The organism is Phycicoccus sp. Root101 (assembly GCF_001426245.1).
Classification (GTDB): Bacteria; Actinomycetota; Actinomycetes; order Actinomycetales; family Dermatophilaceae; genus Pedococcus.
In genome coordinates this window covers 252,484-270,234 of record NZ_LMCM01000008.1, presented here as the reverse complement: position 1 = coordinate 270,234, position 17,751 = coordinate 252,484, and the positions used below count along the sequence as shown (strand labels likewise).

General features: G+C 71.3%; 21 protein-coding genes and 1 riboswitch. Of the genes, 12 read left to right on the top strand and 9 right to left on the bottom strand.

The window, feature by feature from the left end; translation table 11 throughout:
* Positions 1 to 20: 20 nt before the first annotated feature.
* The gene (locus ASC58_RS14115) at positions 21 to 1,331 is read right to left on the bottom strand and encodes a sugar ABC transporter substrate-binding protein (RefSeq protein WP_056916487.1); all 1,311 of its coding nucleotides are present in this window, start codon (positions 1,329 to 1,331) and stop codon (positions 21 to 23) included.
* Between the two features lie 308 nt (positions 1,332 to 1,639).
* Here ASC58_RS14115 and ASC58_RS14110 point away from each other — a divergent pair, with 308 nt between their 5' ends.
* The 3 genes from ASC58_RS14110 (at position 1,640) to ASC58_RS14100 (ending at position 3,363) form a co-directional block, all read left to right on the top strand.
* Positions 1,640 to 2,458: a DeoR/GlpR family DNA-binding transcription regulator gene (locus ASC58_RS14110; protein ID WP_056917406.1), complete on the top strand. Its 819-nt coding sequence runs from the start codon at positions 1,640 to 1,642 to the stop codon at positions 2,456 to 2,458.
* A 115-nt stretch (positions 2,459 to 2,573) separates the two neighbouring features.
* Positions 2,574 to 2,984: an ankyrin repeat domain-containing protein gene (locus ASC58_RS14105; protein WP_056916486.1), complete on the top strand. Its 411-nt coding sequence runs from the start codon at positions 2,574 to 2,576 to the stop codon at positions 2,982 to 2,984.
* 130 nt (positions 2,985 to 3,114) lie between these two features.
* Complete coding sequence (locus ASC58_RS14100; protein ID WP_056919733.1) at positions 3,115 to 3,363, top strand: hypothetical protein; 249 nt, start codon at positions 3,115 to 3,117, stop codon at positions 3,361 to 3,363.
* A gap of 3 nt (positions 3,364 to 3,366) precedes the next feature.
* Here ASC58_RS14100 and ASC58_RS14095 read toward each other — a convergent pair whose 3' ends face one another.
* Positions 3,367 to 3,552, bottom strand: coding sequence for a hypothetical protein (locus ASC58_RS14095; protein ID WP_056916484.1), 186 nt, complete (start codon positions 3,550 to 3,552; stop codon positions 3,367 to 3,369).
* Between the two features lie 73 nt (positions 3,553 to 3,625).
* Here ASC58_RS14095 and ASC58_RS14090 point away from each other — a divergent pair, with 73 nt between their 5' ends.
* Together ASC58_RS14090 and ASC58_RS14085 are read left to right on the top strand one after the other, a co-directional pair.
* Positions 3,626 to 4,120 carry a MarR family winged helix-turn-helix transcriptional regulator gene (locus tag ASC58_RS14090; RefSeq protein WP_235529238.1) on the top strand — a complete coding sequence of 165 codons (495 nt, stop codon included), beginning with the start codon at positions 3,626 to 3,628 and terminating at the stop codon, positions 4,118 to 4,120.
* Between the two features lie 97 nt (positions 4,121 to 4,217).
* Positions 4,218 to 5,084 (top strand): alpha/beta fold hydrolase, encoded by an 867-nt coding sequence (locus ASC58_RS14085; RefSeq protein ID WP_056916483.1) that lies wholly within the window; start codon positions 4,218 to 4,220, stop codon positions 5,082 to 5,084.
* Positions 5,085 to 5,108: 24 nt separating this feature from the next.
* On the opposite strand, the gene ASC58_RS14080 is transcribed toward ASC58_RS14085, so the two are convergent.
* Positions 5,109 to 5,330, bottom strand: a complete 222-nt coding sequence (locus tag ASC58_RS14080) for a hypothetical protein (RefSeq protein ID WP_056919732.1) — start codon at positions 5,328 to 5,330, stop codon at positions 5,109 to 5,111.
* A 168-nt stretch (positions 5,331 to 5,498) separates the two neighbouring features.
* On the opposite strand from ASC58_RS14080, the gene ASC58_RS14075 reads away from it, so the two are divergent.
* The gene (locus tag ASC58_RS14075) at positions 5,499 to 6,815 is read left to right on the top strand and encodes a D-alanyl-D-alanine carboxypeptidase/D-alanyl-D-alanine-endopeptidase (RefSeq protein WP_056919731.1); all 1,317 of its coding nucleotides are present in this window, start codon (positions 5,499 to 5,501) and stop codon (positions 6,813 to 6,815) included.
* Positions 6,816 to 6,825: 10 nt separating this feature from the next.
* Here ASC58_RS14075 and ASC58_RS14070 read toward each other — a convergent pair whose 3' ends face one another.
* Entirely contained in the window at positions 6,826 to 7,032 is a 207-nt protein-coding gene (locus tag ASC58_RS14070; RefSeq protein ID WP_162246857.1) for a hypothetical protein, read from the bottom strand.
* A 131-nt stretch (positions 7,033 to 7,163) separates the two neighbouring features.
* On the opposite strand from ASC58_RS14070, the gene ASC58_RS14065 reads away from it, so the two are divergent.
* Positions 7,164 to 8,861 (top strand): alpha-glucosidase, encoded by a 1,698-nt coding sequence (locus ASC58_RS14065; protein WP_200947832.1) that lies wholly within the window; start codon positions 7,164 to 7,166, stop codon positions 8,859 to 8,861.
* Positions 8,862 to 8,962: 101 nt separating this feature from the next.
* Positions 8,963 to 9,490 (top strand): PLD nuclease N-terminal domain-containing protein, encoded by a 528-nt coding sequence (locus ASC58_RS20685; RefSeq protein WP_082553306.1) that lies wholly within the window; start codon positions 8,963 to 8,965, stop codon positions 9,488 to 9,490.
* Here ASC58_RS20685 and ASC58_RS14055 read toward each other — a convergent pair.
* Positions 9,469 to 10,359 (bottom strand): DUF1028 domain-containing protein, encoded by an 891-nt coding sequence (locus tag ASC58_RS14055; protein WP_056919730.1) that lies wholly within the window; start codon positions 10,357 to 10,359, stop codon positions 9,469 to 9,471. The two genes, ASC58_RS20685 and ASC58_RS14055, sit on opposite strands and share 22 nt — an antisense overlap.
* A 90-nt stretch (positions 10,360 to 10,449) precedes the next feature.
* Between ASC58_RS14055 and ASC58_RS14050 the strand changes: the two genes are divergently transcribed.
* Together ASC58_RS14050 and ASC58_RS14045 are read left to right on the top strand one after the other, a co-directional pair.
* Entirely contained in the window at positions 10,450 to 11,547 is a 1,098-nt protein-coding gene (locus ASC58_RS14050) for a calcium:proton antiporter (RefSeq protein ID WP_056916478.1), read from the top strand.
* A gap of 14 nt (positions 11,548 to 11,561) precedes the next feature.
* Positions 11,562 to 12,092, top strand: coding sequence for an O-acetyl-ADP-ribose deacetylase (locus tag ASC58_RS14045; RefSeq protein ID WP_056919729.1), 531 nt, complete (start codon positions 11,562 to 11,564; stop codon positions 12,090 to 12,092).
* Positions 12,093 to 12,097: 5 nt separating this feature from the next.
* Here ASC58_RS14045 and ASC58_RS14040 read toward each other — a convergent pair whose 3' ends face one another.
* The 4 genes from ASC58_RS14040 to ASC58_RS14025 all read right to left on the bottom strand — a co-directional run bounded on the left by ASC58_RS14040 (position 12,098) and on the right by ASC58_RS14025 (position 16,056).
* Positions 12,098 to 12,775, bottom strand: coding sequence for a DsbA family oxidoreductase (locus tag ASC58_RS14040; RefSeq protein WP_162246856.1), 678 nt, complete (start codon positions 12,773 to 12,775; stop codon positions 12,098 to 12,100).
* A gap of 158 nt (positions 12,776 to 12,933) precedes the next feature.
* A complete protein-coding gene (locus ASC58_RS14035; protein ID WP_082553304.1) occupies positions 12,934 to 13,692 on the bottom strand; it encodes a C40 family peptidase in 759 nt (252 codons plus the stop codon).
* 2 nt (positions 13,693 to 13,694) lie between these two features.
* Positions 13,695 to 13,910, bottom strand: a riboswitch (cyclic di-AMP (ydaO/yuaA leader).
* Between the two features lie 179 nt (positions 13,911 to 14,089).
* On the bottom strand, positions 14,090 to 14,788 hold the full coding sequence (locus ASC58_RS14030) for a metal-dependent transcriptional regulator (RefSeq protein ID WP_056916474.1): 699 nt from the start codon (positions 14,786 to 14,788) through the stop codon (positions 14,090 to 14,092).
* Positions 14,789 to 14,832: 44 nt separating this feature from the next.
* Complete coding sequence (locus tag ASC58_RS14025; RefSeq protein WP_157598511.1) at positions 14,833 to 16,056, bottom strand: MFS transporter; 1,224 nt, start codon at positions 16,054 to 16,056, stop codon at positions 14,833 to 14,835.
* 88 nt (positions 16,057 to 16,144) lie between these two features.
* Here ASC58_RS14025 and ASC58_RS14020 point away from each other — a divergent pair, with 88 nt between their 5' ends.
* The gene (locus ASC58_RS14020; protein WP_056919726.1) at positions 16,145 to 16,897 is read left to right on the top strand and encodes a hypothetical protein; all 753 of its coding nucleotides are present in this window, start codon (positions 16,145 to 16,147) and stop codon (positions 16,895 to 16,897) included.
* Positions 16,894 to 17,640 carry an SDR family NAD(P)-dependent oxidoreductase gene (locus ASC58_RS14015; RefSeq protein ID WP_056916471.1) on the top strand — a complete coding sequence of 249 codons (747 nt, stop codon included), beginning with the start codon at positions 16,894 to 16,896 and terminating at the stop codon, positions 17,638 to 17,640. The genes ASC58_RS14020 and ASC58_RS14015 overlap by 4 nt, the downstream gene beginning before the upstream one ends.
* The last annotated feature ends 111 nt before the right edge of the window (positions 17,641 to 17,751 follow it).

Sequence of the window (17,751 nt, the reverse complement as noted above, 5' to 3'; positions counted from 1 at the left end):
GACGACCCACCCTCCTCCTGTCAGAACTTCGCGGACCACGCCTTCTGGGCGTTGTTCAGGGTCGTGTCGACGGGCTGGTTCTCCGCCAAGGTCTTCTGCAGCTCTCCGTCGAAGGACCGCATCAGGTCCTCGGCGGTCGGCAGGCCGGTGAACTCGTTGGCCGGGACACCCTTGTTCCAGATGTCGAAGGCCGTCTTGAACATCGCGTCCGACTGGACGAAGTCCGGCACGGACTCCTTGTTGCCGGGGAAGGCGTTGGCCACGGACGACAGCTTGGAGTTGGTGTCCTTGCTCATCAGGAACTCGACGAGCTTGAGGGCTTCCTTCTTGTGCTTGCTGTTCTCCGAGACGCCGATGCCCCAGGAGGCGTAGGGCATCCCGCGCTTGCCCGTGTAGCCGTCAGCAGCCGGGATCGCCGAGATGCTGAACTTGAGGTCCGGCGCGTTCTCCCGGATCAGGTTGATGTGGGCGAGGGAGTCGATCATCATCCCGACGCGGCCGTTGGTGAACTGCTCGACCTTGTCCTGCTCCTTCATCGTCAGCGCGCCGGGCGCGATCGCCTTCGCGTCGTTGAGCTGCTTGATGAACTCGACGACGCTCTTGACGGAGGAGTTGGTCAGGTCGGGCTGGCCGTCCTTGAGCATGGAGCCACCCGAGGCCCAGACCCACGACATCACGTCGTTCTGGATGCCGTTGGGGGCGTCCTGGGCGAGCGGGAGGATCCACCCCGAGTTGCCCTTGCCGGTGGCCGTGACCTTCTTGGCCGCGTCGACGAACTCGCTGCGCGTCGAGGGCGGGGCGTTGACGCCGGCCTTGGCCAGCAGGGTGTCGTTGGTGAACATCGGGTAGACGAAGTTCACGACGGGGATCATGTACGTGTTGCCGTCGACCTTGATCTGGCTGGCCAGCTGGGAGTCGTCGTAGCCGGACTCCTGCATCAGGGACGTCAGGTTGGTGATGGCCTTCTGCTTGGAGAAGTCGTTGACCCAGGCCCCGTCGAGGCCGACCACGTCGGCGAGGGTCTTGGAGGCCGCACCGGCGACCGTCTGCTGCTGGGTCGAGGCGTAGGGGGCGCTGATCAGCTTCACCTTGACGCCGGGGTTCGCCTTCTCGAACTCGTCCATCATCCCGCGCAGCGAACCCTTGGGGAGCTCGGGCTCCCACCACTGCGAGAACTCCAGGACGACCGAGCCGTCCGCCGCAGTGCTGTTGTCGTCGGCGTTGGCGCCGATCGGCGCACCCTCGCCACCCGCGCATGCCGCGAGGAGGCTGACCGCCGAGACGAACCCGACCACCGCCACCACCCGTGAAGCACGACTCTGTGCTCGCATTGCTGCTCCGTTCCTTGGCGCCATCGCCTGCGTGTAGTTGCTGTTTCCTGCCTGTTCCTGCGACATTAATCCGCAGGATGCGGCATGGTCAAGAGGTTCGACGCAGCGAAATCGCCCAGTGAGACGACCGCGCACCGAGCCGCCTGGCGGGCCGATCACCCACCGGAACACATCGCTGAGCACGAATCCGCACACTCACGGCATACCCCACGGCGAACAGACAGTTCGCCCGAGAAGAGGGCACTTCGATGCGAGAAACCGCACCAACACGTAAGACAAAGCGCAAGAACGCACGTATGCTCCCCGCCATGGAGGACGACTCGACGCACCTGCCGGCCAGCCGCAAGGCCGCGATCGTCGCGCTGGTCGCGGACGCGGGGCAGGTCACGGTGCAGGCCCTGGCGGAGCGCCTGCAGGTGTCCGCCGACACGATCCGGCGCGACCTGGACCACCTCGACGGGGAGGGTCTGGTCATGCGCACCCGCGGGGGCGCGGTCGACCCCACCCGCATGCCGCGCATGGACCCCGGGCTCAACACCCGCATCCAGGTGCACCCCGACGCCAAGGAGCAGATCGGCGCCACGGCCGCGAGCCTGGTCACCGACGGCGACGTCCTCATCATCAACGCCGGCACCACGGCGCTGGCCGTCGCCCGTCACCTGCGCGAGCACCGCGGCCTGACCATCGCCACCAACAACCTCCGGCTCGCCACCGAGATCTCCCCCAAGTGCTTCCGCGACCTCTACCTCTTCGGCGGCGACGTGCGGCACGCGGCGCAGGCGACCATCGGACCCGTCGCCTTCCCGGTCTCGCTGGGGGGCCGTGACATGGACATCCGTTGCGACCTCGCCCTGGTGACCGTGGGGGGCGTGTCGACCGACGGCGGGTACTCCACGAGCAACCTTGCCGAGGCGGCGATGATGCGCGAGATGCTCGGGCGCGCAGGCAAGGTGGCGATCCTGGCCGACTCCTCGAAGTTCGGTCGACGGCTGTTCGCCCAGATCACCACGCTCGACGCGGTCGACTACTTCGTCACCGACCGGGAGCCCCCGGCCGACCTCGCGGACGCCCTGCGCAAGGGACACGTCGAGGTCCTCTGGACCCCGATCGCACCCTCCGGCCAGTAGCGCCGCCGGGGTCACCGGCTTCACTTCCACCGAGGAGTTCTGTTACCTCCTCCGACCGGCTGAGAACGCTCGAAACCCACCACGTGGGGAGCCGGCCTTGGGCACCATACGGGGCATGGAACTGGACCGTGAGGGTCGCACCGACCTCCACTACGCGGCTGCGGACGGCGACCTGGCCCTGGTGCGCCAGCTGCTGGCGCAGGGGTATGACGTGACGCTCGCCGACACCGGCGGGTACACCCCCCTGCACCTCGCGGCCCAGAACCAGCAGGCGGACGTGGTGCCCGAGCTCGTCGCGGCAGGGGCCGCCCTCGAGGCGCGCGACCAGTGGGGCAACACCCCGCTGTGGCGGGCCATGTCCTCCTCACGGGGTCGAGGAGAGACCATCCTCGCCCTGCTCGCGGCCGGCGCCGACCCGGACGCCGAGAACAACCACGGCACCTCTCCACGGATCGGGGCCCTGCGGATCTCGAACTACGACGTGGCCCAGTACTTCGTCGACCTCACGAGCAGCCGAGCCAGCTGACCGCGGTCGGGCGTTCCGAGCACATTCGGGGCACATTCGGGGCGCATTCGGGGCGCACCCGAGGCCTCGCGCCGGTACCCTCGCCGCTCTCGCGCGACGCTCGCCGTGCGACGCCGACCCGGGGGGATCCATGAGCACCGACATCCAGCTCGCCCAACGCTCGTCAGCCGAGCTCATCGGTGGCGCCTTCGTCGCCATCCCGGCGGGCCTGTTCGTGCACCTCGTCACGCGCGGGGAGGACTCACGGTTCTACCCTGCGGCCGCGGCCCTCCTCGTGCTGCTGGGCTGGACGCTGCTCGGCGTCGGGCTGGTCCGGATCGGCGCCAAGGTGGACGACCTCTACCGCGCCAGGGTGACCGGGTCGACCCCCCGGGACTGACGCTCAGGCGTCGCGCCGAGCCGCGCGAGCAGCCTCGACCTTCGCCGCACGCGCGCGCTTGAGGCGCATGTGCGGGTCGGCGGCCTCTGTCAGCTGCGCGGGACCGAAGAGGTGCCACCCGACGTACTTCACGCCGTACGCGATCCGGTAGCCCACCGAGAGGCCTTCGTTCCTGCCCTTGCCAGCCATGCGTCCGCCTAATAGTTAGTACACGAATGATTTGATGCCTAACTGTAAGCCCGCATACGCATAGGATGAAATCGTGTCCCGCTCCCCTCGTACCGACCCGACCTCCGCGGCCCCCGAAATTGGCGGCGCACCAGACCTGCTCGCGCTCGACCGGCAGGTCTGCTTCGCCCTCGCGGTCGCGTCGCGCAACGTCATCGGGCTCTACCGGCCGCTGCTCGAACCCATGGGCCTCACCCATCCCCAGTACCTCGTGATGCTGGCCCTGTGGGAGCAGTCGCCCCTCAAGGTGTCCGAACTCGCGGCGCGGCTCAGCCTCGAGCCGGCCACCCTCTCGCCACTGCTCAAGCGGCTCGAGGCGAACGGCATGGTGGCGCGTGGCCGCGACCCGCGGGACGACCGCGCCCTGGCGATCACCCTGACGACGAAGGGCCGCCGGGCCCGGCGCCAGGCCGAGCGCATCCCGCCGGCGATCATGGCGCGCCTCGGCATGGGCCTGCCCGAGGTCGAGGACCTCCGCGACGGCCTCACTCGCCTGATCGACGCCGCCGACCGCGAGGGGCCTGCCTGACCGATGAGTTCTCGCGGGCGCGACGGTCTCCACTGCAGCCACCGCCGGGCGGTGCCCGCACGCGCCACCCCTGCCACCCAGGAACCGGAGCCCCGAGATGCCCACCACCCGCCACCTGAAGACCCCTGACGTCACCCTCGCCTACGACGTCCACGGCCCGCTCCCGACCGCGGACGGCCGCCCGCCGTTGTTCCTCGTCGGCGCCCCGATGGGAGCCGAGGGCTTCACGACGCTGGCGTCGCTGCTCGGCGACCGCACCGTCGTCACCTACGACGTCCGCGGCCTCGGCCGCAGCGAGCGCACCGACGGCTCACTGGTGCAGACCCCGGAGCAGAACGCCGCCGACCACCACGCCGTCATCACCGACCTCGGCGCCGGTCCCGTCGAGATGTTCGCCAGCAGCGGCGGGGCCGTGAGCGCCCTTGCCCTCGTCACCGCGCACCCCGAGGACGTCACGACCGTCGTCGCCCACGAGCCGCCGCTGCTGGCGGTCCTCCCTGACGCCGACGCCGCCTTCGCCGCGGAACGAGCGGTCCACGACGCCTACCACCAGCGCGGCCAGGGCGCCGGCATGGCCGCGTTCATCGGCCTCACCTCGTGGTCGGGCGAGTTCACCCCGGCGTATGCCGCCCAGCCCCTCCCCGACCCCGCCCAGTTCGGGATGTCCTCCGAGGACGACGGAAGGCGGGACGACCCGTTGCTGTCCGGGGTCTCCGATGCGATCACCGCCTACCGCCCCGACCTCGAGGTCCTGCGCGCCACCCCCGTGCGGCTGGTGCTGGCGGCAGGGGTCGAGTCGGCCGGCACGATCACGGCGCGGTCGACCGAGGCGCTGGCCACCGCGCTCGGTCAGGAGGTCGTCGTCTTCCCGAGCCACCACGGTGGGTTCATGGGCGGGGAGCACGGGTACGGCGGCCAGCCGGAGGCCTTCGCCGCGAAGCTCCGCGAGGTGCTCGACGCCTGACGCGACACGTCCACGGAGGACGGGTCAGACGTTGGCCAGGAACGTCGCGTTGAAGAGGCTGACGAGGAACCCGACGATGACGATCGCGTCGAGGACGCCGTAGGACATGAGGTGGAAGTTGGCGACCTTCCACCTCAGGGGCGCGTCGGCATACCCTCGTGGGCGCCAGCGACGGACGCGCTGGGCGTACCAGACCACCATGAAGACGCCGTAGCAGATGGCGCTGAACTGCCAGGCGGATCTCACCCCACCAGTGTGCGGCCCGCACGGGTGGCGCGCTCAGGGGGATCGTCCGTCCGGTCAGACCTCGCCGACATCGCCCCGGTCCCACCGTCCCCGCCGCTACCGTCCTCCCACGTCACAGGCGCCCCTTCCGCCCCCACGGAGACCGCGCCACGCCCCCGGAGGACGGTCATGACCCCATCCCTGACGAGCTCCACCCGCACGTCGCCGCCCCGCCGCACGCGGCTGACCCGGCTGCTTGCCTCCGGAGCGCTCGCGAGCGCCGTCGTCTCCGGCCTCGCGCTCTCCCCCGCCCACGCGGTGCCCATCTCGCCCGACCCGACCCGGCCGACGGTCGTCTTCCGTCCCGCCGAGCACCGGTTGAAGGCGAAGCTGGACGTCCGGGCGACGACCGCACGGTTCGGGTCGTCGTTCACGGGCGCCGTCGTCGACGCCGCGAGCGGTCGTGTCGTGTGGAGCAGGAACGGCACCACGGCCCTGATGCCGGCCTCCACCACCAAGCTCGTCACCGCGACCGACGCACTGCGCGTCTTCGGCTCCTCGCACCGGTTCGTCACCAGCGTCAAGCGTGGACCGTGGTCGGACCAGGTCATCCTCGTCGGCTCCGGGGACCCGGCGTTCAGCTCCGGCCAGCTCGCGGCCCTGGCCAGGACCACCGCCGCGACGCTCAGGTCCGCCGGCCGGACCACGGTCCGCCTGTATGCCGACGACCACCTCTTCCCCGCCCCCACCCTCGCGACGGGATGGAAGTCCTCCTACATCCCCGACGACACGACCTGGCTGCGTGCCCTCGTGGTCGACGGACGGCAGAACTCCGACACGACCAGCGACGCGGCGAAGCTGTTCGCCGCCCAGCTCAAGGCCAACGGCGTGACCGCCACGAAGATCGGCCGCGGGCGGGCTGCCGTCGACGCCCCCGTCATCGCGACCTCGGCCGGCCAGACCGTCGGGGAGATCGTCGGTCCGATGCTGCTCGACTCGGACAACGAGGACGCCGAGGCCCTGCACCGGCTCGTCGCCATCGCGACGGGGTACGGCAACACGTGGACGGCGGCCCGGAACGCCCAGGCGGCCCTGCTCGGCAAGGAGGGGCTGTCCGCGACCGCTCTCTACGACGGCTCCGGCCTGTCGCGCAGCGGGCGGCTGAGCGGGCTGCAGCTGGCCCGGATCGTGGCCAACGCCTTCGAGCCCGGCAACGCCACCCGGTTCGCGCTGCTGCGCTCCGACGCGGGACTGCCCGTCTCCGGTCGGAGCGGGACCCTCAGCTCGTCGATGGGGCGGTTCACGACGGCCGAGTCGAGGTGCGCGGTCGGACGGGTGCACGCCAAGACGGGCACGCTCAGCGACGCCGTGGCCCTGTCGGGCTGGACCCTCGGCGCCGACGGCCAGGTGAAGACGTTCGCGTTCGTGGTGAACGGCAAGGGCTCGACGCTGGCCCTCAAGCAGGGCCTGGACATGCTCGCCGCCACGGTGACCGGCTGCTACTGAGCCCCTGGGGTCAGTGCCCCATGCCACCGATCTGGTTGGCGCCGTAGCCGGGCGTGACCCTGGCCGAACCCGGCGCGAGATCGCCGTGCTCGTCCGCGCGACGCTCGTCCCTGGTGCGGTGGTCCCGCGAGCGCGCCACCACTGCCACCACGAGGCCGACGACGACAGCGACCGCTCCGATCGCGAAGATCCCACCGAGCACGACTGTGAAGAACACGAGGAACACCCGTCCGATCCGAGCCCGCCGCCCCCCAGTGGGTACGAGTAGCTCGTCCCTGATGATCCGGCATGCGACACCTCCGGGCAATGGCTTTGCCGCACCACGCAACGGCGACCAGACTGCTGCCCATGACCGAAGCCCCGTGGTTCCGTGACGCCGTCGTCTACCAGATCTACCCCCGCAGCTTCCAGGACAGCAACGGCGACGGCATCGGCGACGTCCGCGGCATCATCGACCGCCTCGACTACCTGCACACCCTGGGCATCGACGTGCTCTGGCTGTCGCCGATCTACACCAGCCCGCAGGACGACAACGGCTACGACATCGCCGACTACCAGGACATCGACCCGACCTTCGGGACGCTCGCGGACGTGGACGAGCTGATCGCGCAGGCGCACGCGCGCGGCATACGCATCGTCATGGACCTCGTGGTGAACCACACCTCCGACGAGCACCCGTGGTTCGTGGAGTCGCGCTCGAGCACCGACAACCCGAAGCGGGACTGGTACTGGTGGCGCTCCCCCGGTGAGTCCGCGGACGGGTCCCCGACCGCCCCCAACAACTGGGAGTCGTTCTTCAGCGGTCCGGCCTGGGAGCTCGACGAGGTCAGCGGGGAGTACTACCTGCACCTGTTCAGCCGCAAGCAGCCCGACCTCAACTGGGAGAACCCCGAGGTCCGCGAAGCCGTCTACTCGATGATGCGCTGGTGGCTGGACCGCGGCGTCGACGGGTTCCGCATGGACGTCATCAACATGATCTCCAAGGTCACGTCCCTGCCCGACGGCGAGCCGATCCCCGGCAGCCCCGGGCTCGGCGACGGGACGCCGCACTTCCTGAACGGGCCGCGCATCCACGAGTTCCTCCAGGAGATGCACGCGTCGGTCTTCGAGGGGCGCGCGGAGAAGCTGCTCACCGTCGGCGAGATGCCCGGCGTGACGGTGGACGACGCCGTCCTCTACACCGACCCGGAGCGGCACGAGGTCGACATGGTGTTCCAGTTCGAGCACGTCGGTCTCGACCACGGCGACCACAAGTGGGACCGCCGCACCCTCGACCTGCGCGAGCTCAAGACGTCGCTCGGCCGCTGGCAGGAGGGGCTCGCCGAGACCGGCTGGAACTCCCTCTACTGGAACAACCACGACCAGCCGCGGGCGGTGTCTCGGTTCGGCTCCGACGCGCCCGAGCACCGCGTCGCATCCGCGAAGCTGCTCGGCACGGTCCTGCACCTGCACCGCGGGACGCCCTACGTCTACCAGGGTGAAGAGCTCGGTATGACGAACGTGCCGTTCGCGTCGTCGGAGGACTTCCTCGACATCGAGTCGGTGAACTACTACCGGATGGCCGTCGAGTCGGGTTCGGACGCGGCCAGCGTGCTGGACAACCTGAGGATCGGCAGCCGCGACAACGCGCGCTCCCCGATGCAGTGGGACAGCACCGACCACGGCGGGTTCACCACCGGCACACCGTGGTTCAGGGCCAACCCCAACTACGTGGAGATCAACGCCGAGGCCGAGGTCGCCGACGACGACTCGGTGTTCCACCACTACCGCCGGGTGATCGAGCTGCGGCACACCGAGCCGGCTGTCGGCCACGGCGACTTCCAGATGCTCGCCGCCGACCACCCGACGCTCTACGCGTTCACCCGCTCGCACGAGGGCGTCGAGCTGCTCGTCGTCGCCAACTTCTCCGGCGACGAGCTCGCCCTCGACGTGCTCGACGACCTCGACGGCTGGGCCGGTTCGACGCTGCTGCTCGGCAACGTCGGTGAGCCGAGCTCGGTCACTGCGCCCCTGCGCGCCTGGGAGGCCCGCGTCCTGCGTCGCTGACCGCTCGCCTGCCCGGAGCGGGTAGGTGTTGCGTGATCCGGCAAGGGCGAGGTCCGGGGATTTCCGGGACGGATCCGGTGCGGGCGTGGCACCATCGCGGCGTGATTCGCGCAGAGCTCGGCTTGGGGGTCCTGGGCACAGCCCTGTGGATCTACTGCCTGCTCGACGTGATCATGACCGACGAGCACCGGATGCGGAACCTCGGCAAGGCGAGCTGGATCATGATCGTGCTGATCACGTCGGTCGTCGGTGCGGTCGCCTGGCTCGTGGCGGGCAAGCCCCAGTCAGCGCCCCGCGGGATGCCCTACAAGGGCAACACGGGGTACTCCGAGTACGACCGCCCCGGGCGGTTCGTGGCGACCGACCCCGAGGCCGACGAGGCGTTCCTCAAGCAGGTGCGCGAGCGCGCCGAGGCGCAGCGCCAGGAGGCGAGGCTGCAGCGACTGGCCCGCGAGCAGCGGGAGGAGCGCGAGCGCCAGGAGATCCGGGAGGCCCACGAGCGCCGCCGCCTCAAGCCGACGGAGCCGAACCCGTACGCGCAGCCCGGCCAGGTCGACCCCCTCGACCCCGGCCGCGCCGGCCAGAACGGCACGGTTCCCCAGGACGGTCAGCCCGGAGGGCCGGCCTGACCTTCCCGGCGCAGGTCGGCCGTCTCCGCACGGAGCGCCGCGAGCACCTTGGTGTCGATGCCGTCGGGGCTCATCCTCATCTCGTAGTTCGCCTCCGAGGCCCAGGACTCCAACGCCCGGCCGACGGCACCGTCCCCGCCCGTGCCCCGCCCGGTGTCCACGACCGGGTGCCCCAGCGCGGCCAGGCGGCTCCCGACCTCCTCGGCCAACGCGCCGGTGAGCGGCAGGACCTCTTCGGCCGTGCCGAAGAGCAGGTCGTTGACGACCAGCAGCCGCGCCAGCTCCTGCGGTGCCTGCGGGTGGTCGTCGACCCGGACGTCGGCGAGGACCCCGTATCCGTCGTACCCCGCACCCGGTGCCACCGCATACAGCGCCGCTCCCTGACGACCACGCGAGTCGCCCCCGGCCGCATCCCCGGCGAGCAGGGCGGCGAGCAGTCGGTCGGTCAGCGAACCGCCCGACGAGGCGAGCCAGGCATGTTCCATCGCCTCGACGACGTCGCGACCGGTGAGGATGTTTCCCTGGATGGCGTACCCGCCGGTGGCCTCGCGCCCACTGACGCCGCCCGCCCAGTCCATGCACTCACTGCCGGTGAACGTCGCCTGCGAGTCGACGCCGACGACGCCCAGCTGCCGGTGCTCCCGGCCGTCATCGGGCTGCGTGCACGCGGTAACCGCACCGTGCGCATCGGCTCCACCAGCCAGTGCTTCGAGGGCGGTGTCGCGGTAGGAGACACGCGCCATCGCCTGCGTCGCGACGGCTCCCACCCCGAGCCGGGCGGCAGGAACCACCGCCCCGACGAACGGGAACTTGCTCGCGACGGCGACCCCGAACGCGTCACCGACCTGACCAGCGATGGAGAACGTCATGGGTCGACGCTAGGCGCTACCGGAGAGGACGGCGCGGCGGACGGGCGTGGACGGTGCGGTGGGGGTTCGAAATCTCTGGGACAATGGAGCATGGCCGCGCGAACGACCAACCCCATGCTCACCTGGACCACCCTCTCTCCCGTCGTGGCACTCGTTGCCCTGGCCCTCACCTGGGGTCGCGATCTCGGCACCCTGCCCGTCATCGTCATCGCCGCCGCGCTCGCCGCCGCGGTGCTGGCCGCGGTGCACCACGCCGAGGTCGTCGCCCACCGCGTCGGTGAACCCTTCGGCTCCCTCGTCCTCGCCGTCGCCGTCACCATCATCGAGGTGGCGCTGATCGTCACGCTGATGATCTCCGGCGGCAAGGAGACCTCGACGCTGGCCCGGGACACGGTGTTCGCGGCGGTGATGATCACCTGCAACGGGATCGTCGGGCTGTCGCTGTTCGTCGGCGCGCGCCGGTACAAGCTCATCTCGTTCAACGCCGAGGGCACCGGCGCCGCGCTGGCCACCGTGACGACACTGGCCATCCTCACCATGGTCGTCCCGACGTTCACAACGGGCGAGCCGGGACCGGAGTTCACGCCCGGCCAGCTCGCCTTCGCCGCGGTCATCTCGCTGGTCCTCTACGGCATGTTCGTCACCACCCAGACCGTGCGGCACCGCGACTTCTTCCTCCCCGTCGGCAAGCAGGGCGAACCCCTCAACGACGAGCACGCCAACCCCCCGAGCACCAGGCAGACCTACCTCTCCCTCGGCCTCCTGCTCGCCTCCCTGGTCGCGGTCGTCGGCCTCGCCAAGGTCGAGTCGCCGGCCATCGAGTCGGCCGTGGCCGCGGCAGGCTTCCCGCAGTCGTTCGTCGGTGTCGTCATCGCCCTGCTCGTGCTGCTCCCCGAGACGCTGGCCGCCGTGCGGGCCGCCCAGCGCAACCGGATCCAGATCAGCCTCAACCTCGCGCTGGGTTCGGCGATGGCCAGCATCGGCCTGACCATCCCGGCGATCGCCATCGCCTCCATCTGGCTCGACGGCCCGCTGCTGCTCGGGCTCGGCCCGGTGCAGATGGTCCTGCTCGGCCTGACCGTCCTGGTCAGCGTGCTCACCGTCGTGCCCGGCCGCGCGACGCGCCTGCAGGGCGGGGTGCACATCGTCCTGCTCGCGGCGTTCGTCTTCCTCGCCGTCAACCCCTGAGGACGCGTGGAGGTATGACGCGCATCGAGGCAGTCCGGGGCGACATCACCCGCGAGCAGGTCGACGCGATCGTCAACGCGGCCAACTCGGCCCTGCTCGGGGGTGGCGGTGTCGACGGTGCCATCCACGCCGCAGCCGGACCCCGGTTGCTCGAGGAGTGCCGCAGGCTCCGGAACACCACCCACCGCGACGGCCTCGAGGTCGGCGACGCGGTGGCCACGGGCGCCGGCGACCTGCCGGCGCGGTGGGTCATCCACACGGTCGGTCCGAACCGGCACCGCGGCCAGACCGACCCCACCCTGCTGGCCTCCTGCTTCACGCGCAGCCTCGCCGTCGCCCGCAAGGTCGGCGCGCGATCGGTGGCCTTCCCTGCCGTCAGCGCGGGCGTCTACGGCTGGGACGCCGACGAGGTGGCGCGCATCGCCGTGACAGCGGTGCGCGCGGACCTGGCCACCCGGTCCGGCGCAGCGCCGGAGATCGACCTCGTCCGGTTCGTGCTGTTCAGCGACCGGCTGCTGGCCGCGTTCGAGGCCCAGCTGGGCTGACCGGCTCAGGCGTCGGCCGTGGCCGGCTCGTCGTCATCGGCCGCAGCGGCCTCGATGAGCCGACCGAGGATCTCCACGGTGTGCACCCCCGACAGGCCCACCTTGTGGTTGCCCATGTAGAACGGCACGCCGGTGATCCCGAGCTCGCGGGCCGCCTCCTCGTCGCCACGGACCTCGTCGGTGTACTCGTCGCCGGCCAGCACCGCCGACACGCGTCGCCCGTCCAGCCCGGCCTCGGCACCGAGCCGCTGCAGGGTCTCGACGTCGTCGATGGCCTTGCCCTCGGTGAAGTGCGCGTTGAACATCCGCTCCAGGACCGCACCCTGCAGCGCCGGTCCACCCTGGGCCAGCCCGAGAGCGACGAGTCGGTGCGCATCGAAGGAGTTGGACCGCAGCTGCTTGTCGACCTCGATGTCGATGCCGTCGGGGCGGCCCATCGTCGCCGGCCGCTCGGCCATCTCGCGGGCGCCGTCGAGGTCCGTGCCGTACCGCCCGGCCAACCACGCCAGGACGGTGTCACCCGTGCCCTTCGGCGTGCTGGGGTCGAGCTCGAAGGCGTGGTAGGTCACCGTGACCTCTGCCGGGTGGGCGCTCTCGGCGATGGCCAGCTCGAGGCGCCGCTTGCCGAGGTAGCACCACGGGCAGACCACGTCGGCCCAGACGTCGATCTCCACTGCGTTCATCGCTCCATCCTCACACGAGGCCCTGCGCGGCGTCACACGGGCGGGCGGCACCCCACACCAGGCACCCGGCATACCGGTGGGCGCACGACGAAGGCCCCCACCGCGGTGCGGTGGGGGCCTTCGTGGAGCCGGAGGTCAGCCTCGGTGAGCGCGCAGGCTCAGGGGCGACCGTAGGTCACGCTGGAGGACCAGATGTCGCGCAGGGCGACGGCCTTGCCGGTGCGGGGGCTGTCCCACATCTTGCCGTTCCCGGCGTAGATGCCCACGTGGTAGGCCGGCGAGCCGAAGAACACGAGGTCGCCCGGCTGCGGGTTGGACACGGGGGTGGTGGCCTGGCGCTGGGCCTCGGCCGTGCGCGGCAGGTTGATGCCGAGCTGGCGGAAGACGTAGGCGGTGTAGCCGGAGCAGTCGAAGCCGGCGGGGGTGGTGCCGCCGTAGACGTACATGATGCCGGCGTACTGCGCGGCGATGCCGAGGACGCCACCGACGGCGGGACCGGACGGTGCGGCCGGGACGGCGGAGCGCTCGGTCGAGCGGCTCGCCGCGGCGGGGGCACGCGTCTGGGCGGCCGGCACGACCACGGGGCGGGCCTTGGGCTTCAGCTTCGGCTTCGGCTTCGGCTTGGCGGTGGCCTTGAAGCCGATCACGCCGAACGCGTCCGCGGCCTGGGGCGCAGCGGCCTCGGGAGCCTTCACGGCCACGGGGGCGGCGGTGGTGGCGGCCGTCCGGGTCGAGGGCTCGGCAGCCGGGGCTGCGGAGGCGGGGAGGGCGAAGGACGCCACGAGGCCACCGGAGGCGGCGATCACGGCGGATGTCTTCACGGCGGGCTGAGCGGCCTTGGCGGCGATGTCAGCGAGCTCGGAGACGGGATTGAAACGACCGGGCGCGCGATGGCGACCAGAGCTGTGTGAAGCCACGATGGTTGAACCTCCAGCGCCTACGAGGTGAGCTGTCGGGTTCGGGTGGAGGTAGATCACCCGGCCCTCGCGGTTTGCCACCCGACCTTGCGGGCGCTCACACGAGGACTTCACCCCAAGGACCGTCCGGAGACGGCCCGAAATTGGGTCCCCCGCTCCTGCCAAGCGGTGTTGCTGGTGGACCCGGGCGTGGTGACAGGACTAGGCGTTTCCACATCGGGCCAGCCTCTCCGGGGGGCGAAGAGACCTCGGCCACCGTACACAAGGCCTCTGGGAATGTCACGTTCGGGTCACGGCGGGTCAAGAAAACCCCAAGAAAGCGGTCGAAACGTGCATCGGTCCGTGAGGCGCGGCTGGAGCTCGTGCTCAGCACCCTCGCAGTGCTACCACGGATGGCTCAGATGAGCGCGCCGAAGACGTGCTGCGCGACGTCGTCCGGCAGGGACACCGCGGTGGAGTCCGGAGCATCCTCCCGGACGGCGACCACGCGACCGTCGGCACGGTGGACGCGCACCCGCTCCCCGGGCAGCAACCGGGCCACGGTGAGCAGGGCCAGCGCCTCGTGGTCGACCTGCACGGGCTCGCCGATGCGGCGCACCAGGACGACCTCGGGGTGCTCGCCCGCGAGCTCGGTGAGCGTCTGCAGGCCGGTGCGGAAACCCTCCATGGGCTCCTCCTCCCCGAGCTCGTCGAGTCCGGGGATGGGGTTGCCGTAGGGCGAGTCGTGGTGGTCCTTGAGCATCGCGAGGATCTTGCGCTCCACCCGCTCCGACATCACGTGCTCCCAGCGGCACGCCTCGTCGTGGACGTACTCCCACTCCAGGCCGATCACGTCGACGAGGAGTCGCTCGGCCAGGCGGTGCTTGCGCATCACGCGGGTGGCGAGCAGGCGACCGTGGTCGGACAGCTCGAGGTGACGGTCACCCCCGAGGCTGAGCAGCCCGTCGCGCTCCATGCGGGCGACGGTCTGGGACACGGTCGGACCGGAGTGCCCGAGCCGCTCGGCGATGCGGGCACGCAGGGGGACGATGCCCTCTTCCTCGAGCTCGAAGATCGTCTTGAGGTACATCTCGGTGGTGTCGATCAGGTCCGTCACAGGGCAAGCCTCTCATCTGGAGGCGTCAGCCGGGGCCGCCCTGCTCAGCCGCGGCGGCGAGAGGGGTCGAAGCGCGGTACCCAGTACCCCAGCCATCCCGTGCCGAGGAGCGCCAGCCCGCCGAGGGAGACGCAGGCGGCGGCCAGCCCGGCCTCGGCGGTGACGAGGCTGATCAGGGCCGGGGCGCCGCTCCCACCGATCACCGACATGAACCGCCAGCCTCCGAGGAACTGCGACCGGCCCCACTCGGGCGCGCTGTCGGCGCCGAGGGTCATGACGATGCCCGACCCCATCCCGTTGCCGACGGCCGCGACGAGGGCGACCAGGGTCACCGCCACCGCGCTGTGGGTGAGCGGGAGGGCGAGCATCCCGATCCCCAGCAGCACGACGCAGGGCACCGCCACCCAGATGCGGCCGAACCGGTCCATCACCGAGCCGGCGGGGTAGAACAGGAGCATCTCCACGCCGGCGACGATCCCGAAGATGATGGCCGTGGTGCTCGCCGAGAGCCCGACGTACTCGGCCCACAGGGGGAGCAGGACCACCCGGGAGGACCGGGCCGCACCGATGACCATGATCCCCAGCCCGAGGGTGAGGTAGGTGCGCCGGTGGTCCCACAGCACCGTGGCGGTGCTGACGGGCGCCCGGTCGCGCGACTCCTCCTTCGCCTGGGCCTCGTGGGCGGCCGTCAGGTCCGGGCCGAACTGCACCAGGGCCGCGGCGGCGAGACCGGCAGCCACCGCGACGGCGAACCCGGCCCGTGGCCCCCAGGCGTGGATGATCGGCGCACCGACGAACGGGCCGATGAACATGCCGATCCGGTTGACCCCGCCCAGGGTCGACATGGCGCGCGCCCGCATCGAGGCCGGCACCGCGTCGATGAGGTAGGCCTGACGTGCGACGAGGAAGACCGACGAGGTGAAGCCCATCGCGAAGACGGTGGCCATCAGGACGGCCAGTGAGGGGGCCGTCAGCGCGACGAAGGCTGCCACGGCGTCGACGGCACTGGCCCAGAGCAGGGCCCGGCGCTCCCCCACGCGGTTCACGAGCGCCCCCGCCGGCACGGCGAAGAAGAGCTCCGCGACCAGCCCGAGCCCCGCGGTGAGCGCGGCGACCGACTGGGACGCCCCGAGGTCGAGGGCGCTGAGGGCCACGATCGGCACGATCGCCCCCGCACCGATCGCCGCGATGACCGTCGGCCCGTAGGCCGGCACCGCGATCCTGCGCAGGCTGACGGTCGGATCGGTGGTGGCCTCGGGTCGTGACATCCCGCCCATTCTCACCCGTGCCCGCGTCTGCGGCCCCATGGGTCGGTGCCCCCGGCGCACCCCACGGGGCGCACAGTAGGTTCGGGCCATGGCTTTCCTCGTGCCGGCGCGGTTCTGCGGCCCTCCCGAGTCGGGCAACGGCGGCTGGGTCAGCGGTCACTTCGCCGGACAGGTCCCCACCTCCCCGGAGCTCCCTGCGGTCTCCGTGCGCCTGCGGACCCCGCCGCCGCTGGACCGGGAGATGGCGACGCGCACGGTCCCCGGCGGTCCGGACGGCTCGACCACCGTCGTCGAGCTGTTCGACGGCGACCACCTCGTGGCGCAGGGGCAGGCCGTCCACGGACCCGAGCCGCGCGGCATACCGGGTCCGGTGTCGTTCGAGGACGCGCAAGCGGCCGGCGAGCGCTACGAGGGGCTGGCCGACCACCCGTTCCCCACCTGCTTCTCCTGCGGCACCGGCCGTTCCCGTGGGGACGGACTGCGGCTGCAGCCCGGACGGGTGGCGGGCTCGGACACCTACGCCTGCGCGTGGGTGCCCGGCGACGACGTCGACCTCGAGACGGTGTGGGCCGCGCTGGACTGTCCCGGCGGCTGGGCGTCCGGCATCGCGGGGCGGCCGATGGTGCTCGGCACCATGACCGCCCGCGTCGACACCCTTCCCGTTGCCGGTGAACCCCACGTCGTCATGGCGTGGCAGCGCGGCGAGGAGGGGCGCAAGCACCTCAGCGGCACGGCCCTGTATGCCGCCGACGGCACCCTCCTCGCGCAGGCCGAGGCCACCTGGATCGCCATCGACCCCGCCACCATCCGTCCCGCCAGCCCTGCAGGAGGCACCTCATGACCACCCGACCCCTCGCCGTCGTCACCGGAGCCAGCAGCGGCATCGGTGCGGCCACCGCGCGGCAGCTCGCCGCAGCGGGCTTCGAGGTCGTCTGCGCGGCCCGTCGCGCCGACCGCATCGAGGCCCTGGCGACCGAGATCGACGGCCGCGCCGTCACGTGCGACGTCTCGGACGCGACCGACGTCGCGGCGCTCGCGGCGGCCGTGGGCGACCGGCTCGACGTCCTCGTCAACAACGCCGGTGGTGCCCTGGGCCTGGCGCCGGCCGCGTCCACCGACGTCGCCGACTGGCGGGGGATGTTCGAGTCCAACGTCATCGGGACCCTGCAGGTCACCCAGGCCCTGCTGCCGGCTCTCGTCGCGTCGGGCGCCGGCACCATCGTCAACGTCGGCTCGATCGCCGGCCGGACCGTCTACGAGGGCGGGTCGGGGTACACCGCGGCCAAGCACGCCGTCGCCGTGCTGACCGAGACCCTGCGCCTCGAGCTCGTGGACCAGCCGGTCCGGATCACGGAGATCGCGCCGGGCATGGTGAAGACGGAGGAGTTCTCGTTGACGAGGTTCGGCGGGGACCAGGAGCGGGCCGACTCGGTGTACGCCGGGGTCGCCGAGCCGCTCGTCGCCGATGACGTGGCCGAGGCGGTCGTCTGGATGGTGCAGCGCCCGGCGCACGTCAACATCGACCTGCTGGTGATCAAGCCCCGCGCCCAGGCCGCGTCCTACAAGGTGCACCGCGAGCCCTGACCCCGCGTCTCGCCCTCACCCCTCCGCAAAGCGGGTGTCGTTCGGCGAACCGGGACTTATTTGTCCTGGTGTTCCCGAACGACACCCGCTTTGCGCGTCAGGGGCCGGGGT

What these genes read in the sequence shown, in the direction of transcription:
- ASC58_RS14115 (WP_056916487.1), bottom strand. Translation starts at nt 1,331, where the DNA reads ATGCGAGCACAGAGTCGTGCTTCACGGGTGGTGGCGGTGGTCGGGTTC.
- ASC58_RS14045 (WP_056919729.1), top strand. Translation starts at nt 11,562, where the DNA reads ATGACGCGCATCGAGGCAGTCCGGGGCGACATCACCCGCGAGCAGGTC.
- ASC58_RS14050 (WP_056916478.1), top strand. Translation starts at nt 10,450, where the DNA reads ATGGCCGCGCGAACGACCAACCCCATGCTCACCTGGACCACCCTCTCT.
- ASC58_RS14065 (WP_200947832.1), top strand. Translation starts at nt 7,164, where the DNA reads ATGACCGAAGCCCCGTGGTTCCGTGACGCCGTCGTCTACCAGATCTAC.
- ASC58_RS14085 (WP_056916483.1), top strand. Translation starts at nt 4,218, where the DNA reads ATGCCCACCACCCGCCACCTGAAGACCCCTGACGTCACCCTCGCCTAC.
- ASC58_RS14020 (WP_056919726.1), top strand. Translation starts at nt 16,145, where the DNA reads ATGGCTTTCCTCGTGCCGGCGCGGTTCTGCGGCCCTCCCGAGTCGGGC.
- ASC58_RS14015 (WP_056916471.1), top strand. Translation starts at nt 16,894, where the DNA reads ATGACCACCCGACCCCTCGCCGTCGTCACCGGAGCCAGCAGCGGCATC.
- ASC58_RS14055 (WP_056919730.1), bottom strand. Translation starts at nt 10,359, where the DNA reads ATGACGTTCTCCATCGCTGGTCAGGTCGGTGACGCGTTCGGGGTCGCC.
- ASC58_RS14110 (WP_056917406.1), top strand. Translation starts at nt 1,640, where the DNA reads ATGGAGGACGACTCGACGCACCTGCCGGCCAGCCGCAAGGCCGCGATC.
- ASC58_RS14040 (WP_162246856.1), bottom strand. Translation starts at nt 12,775, where the DNA reads ATGAACGCAGTGGAGATCGACGTCTGGGCCGACGTGGTCTGCCCGTGG.
- ASC58_RS14095 (WP_056916484.1), bottom strand. Translation starts at nt 3,552, where the DNA reads ATGGCTGGCAAGGGCAGGAACGAAGGCCTCTCGGTGGGCTACCGGATC.
- ASC58_RS14025 (WP_157598511.1), bottom strand. Translation starts at nt 16,056, where the DNA reads ATGTCACGACCCGAGGCCACCACCGATCCGACCGTCAGCCTGCGCAGG.
- ASC58_RS14105 (WP_056916486.1), top strand. Translation starts at nt 2,574, where the DNA reads ATGGAACTGGACCGTGAGGGTCGCACCGACCTCCACTACGCGGCTGCG.
- ASC58_RS14100 (WP_056919733.1), top strand. Translation starts at nt 3,115, where the DNA reads ATGAGCACCGACATCCAGCTCGCCCAACGCTCGTCAGCCGAGCTCATC.
- ASC58_RS14075 (WP_056919731.1), top strand. Translation starts at nt 5,499, where the DNA reads ATGACCCCATCCCTGACGAGCTCCACCCGCACGTCGCCGCCCCGCCGC.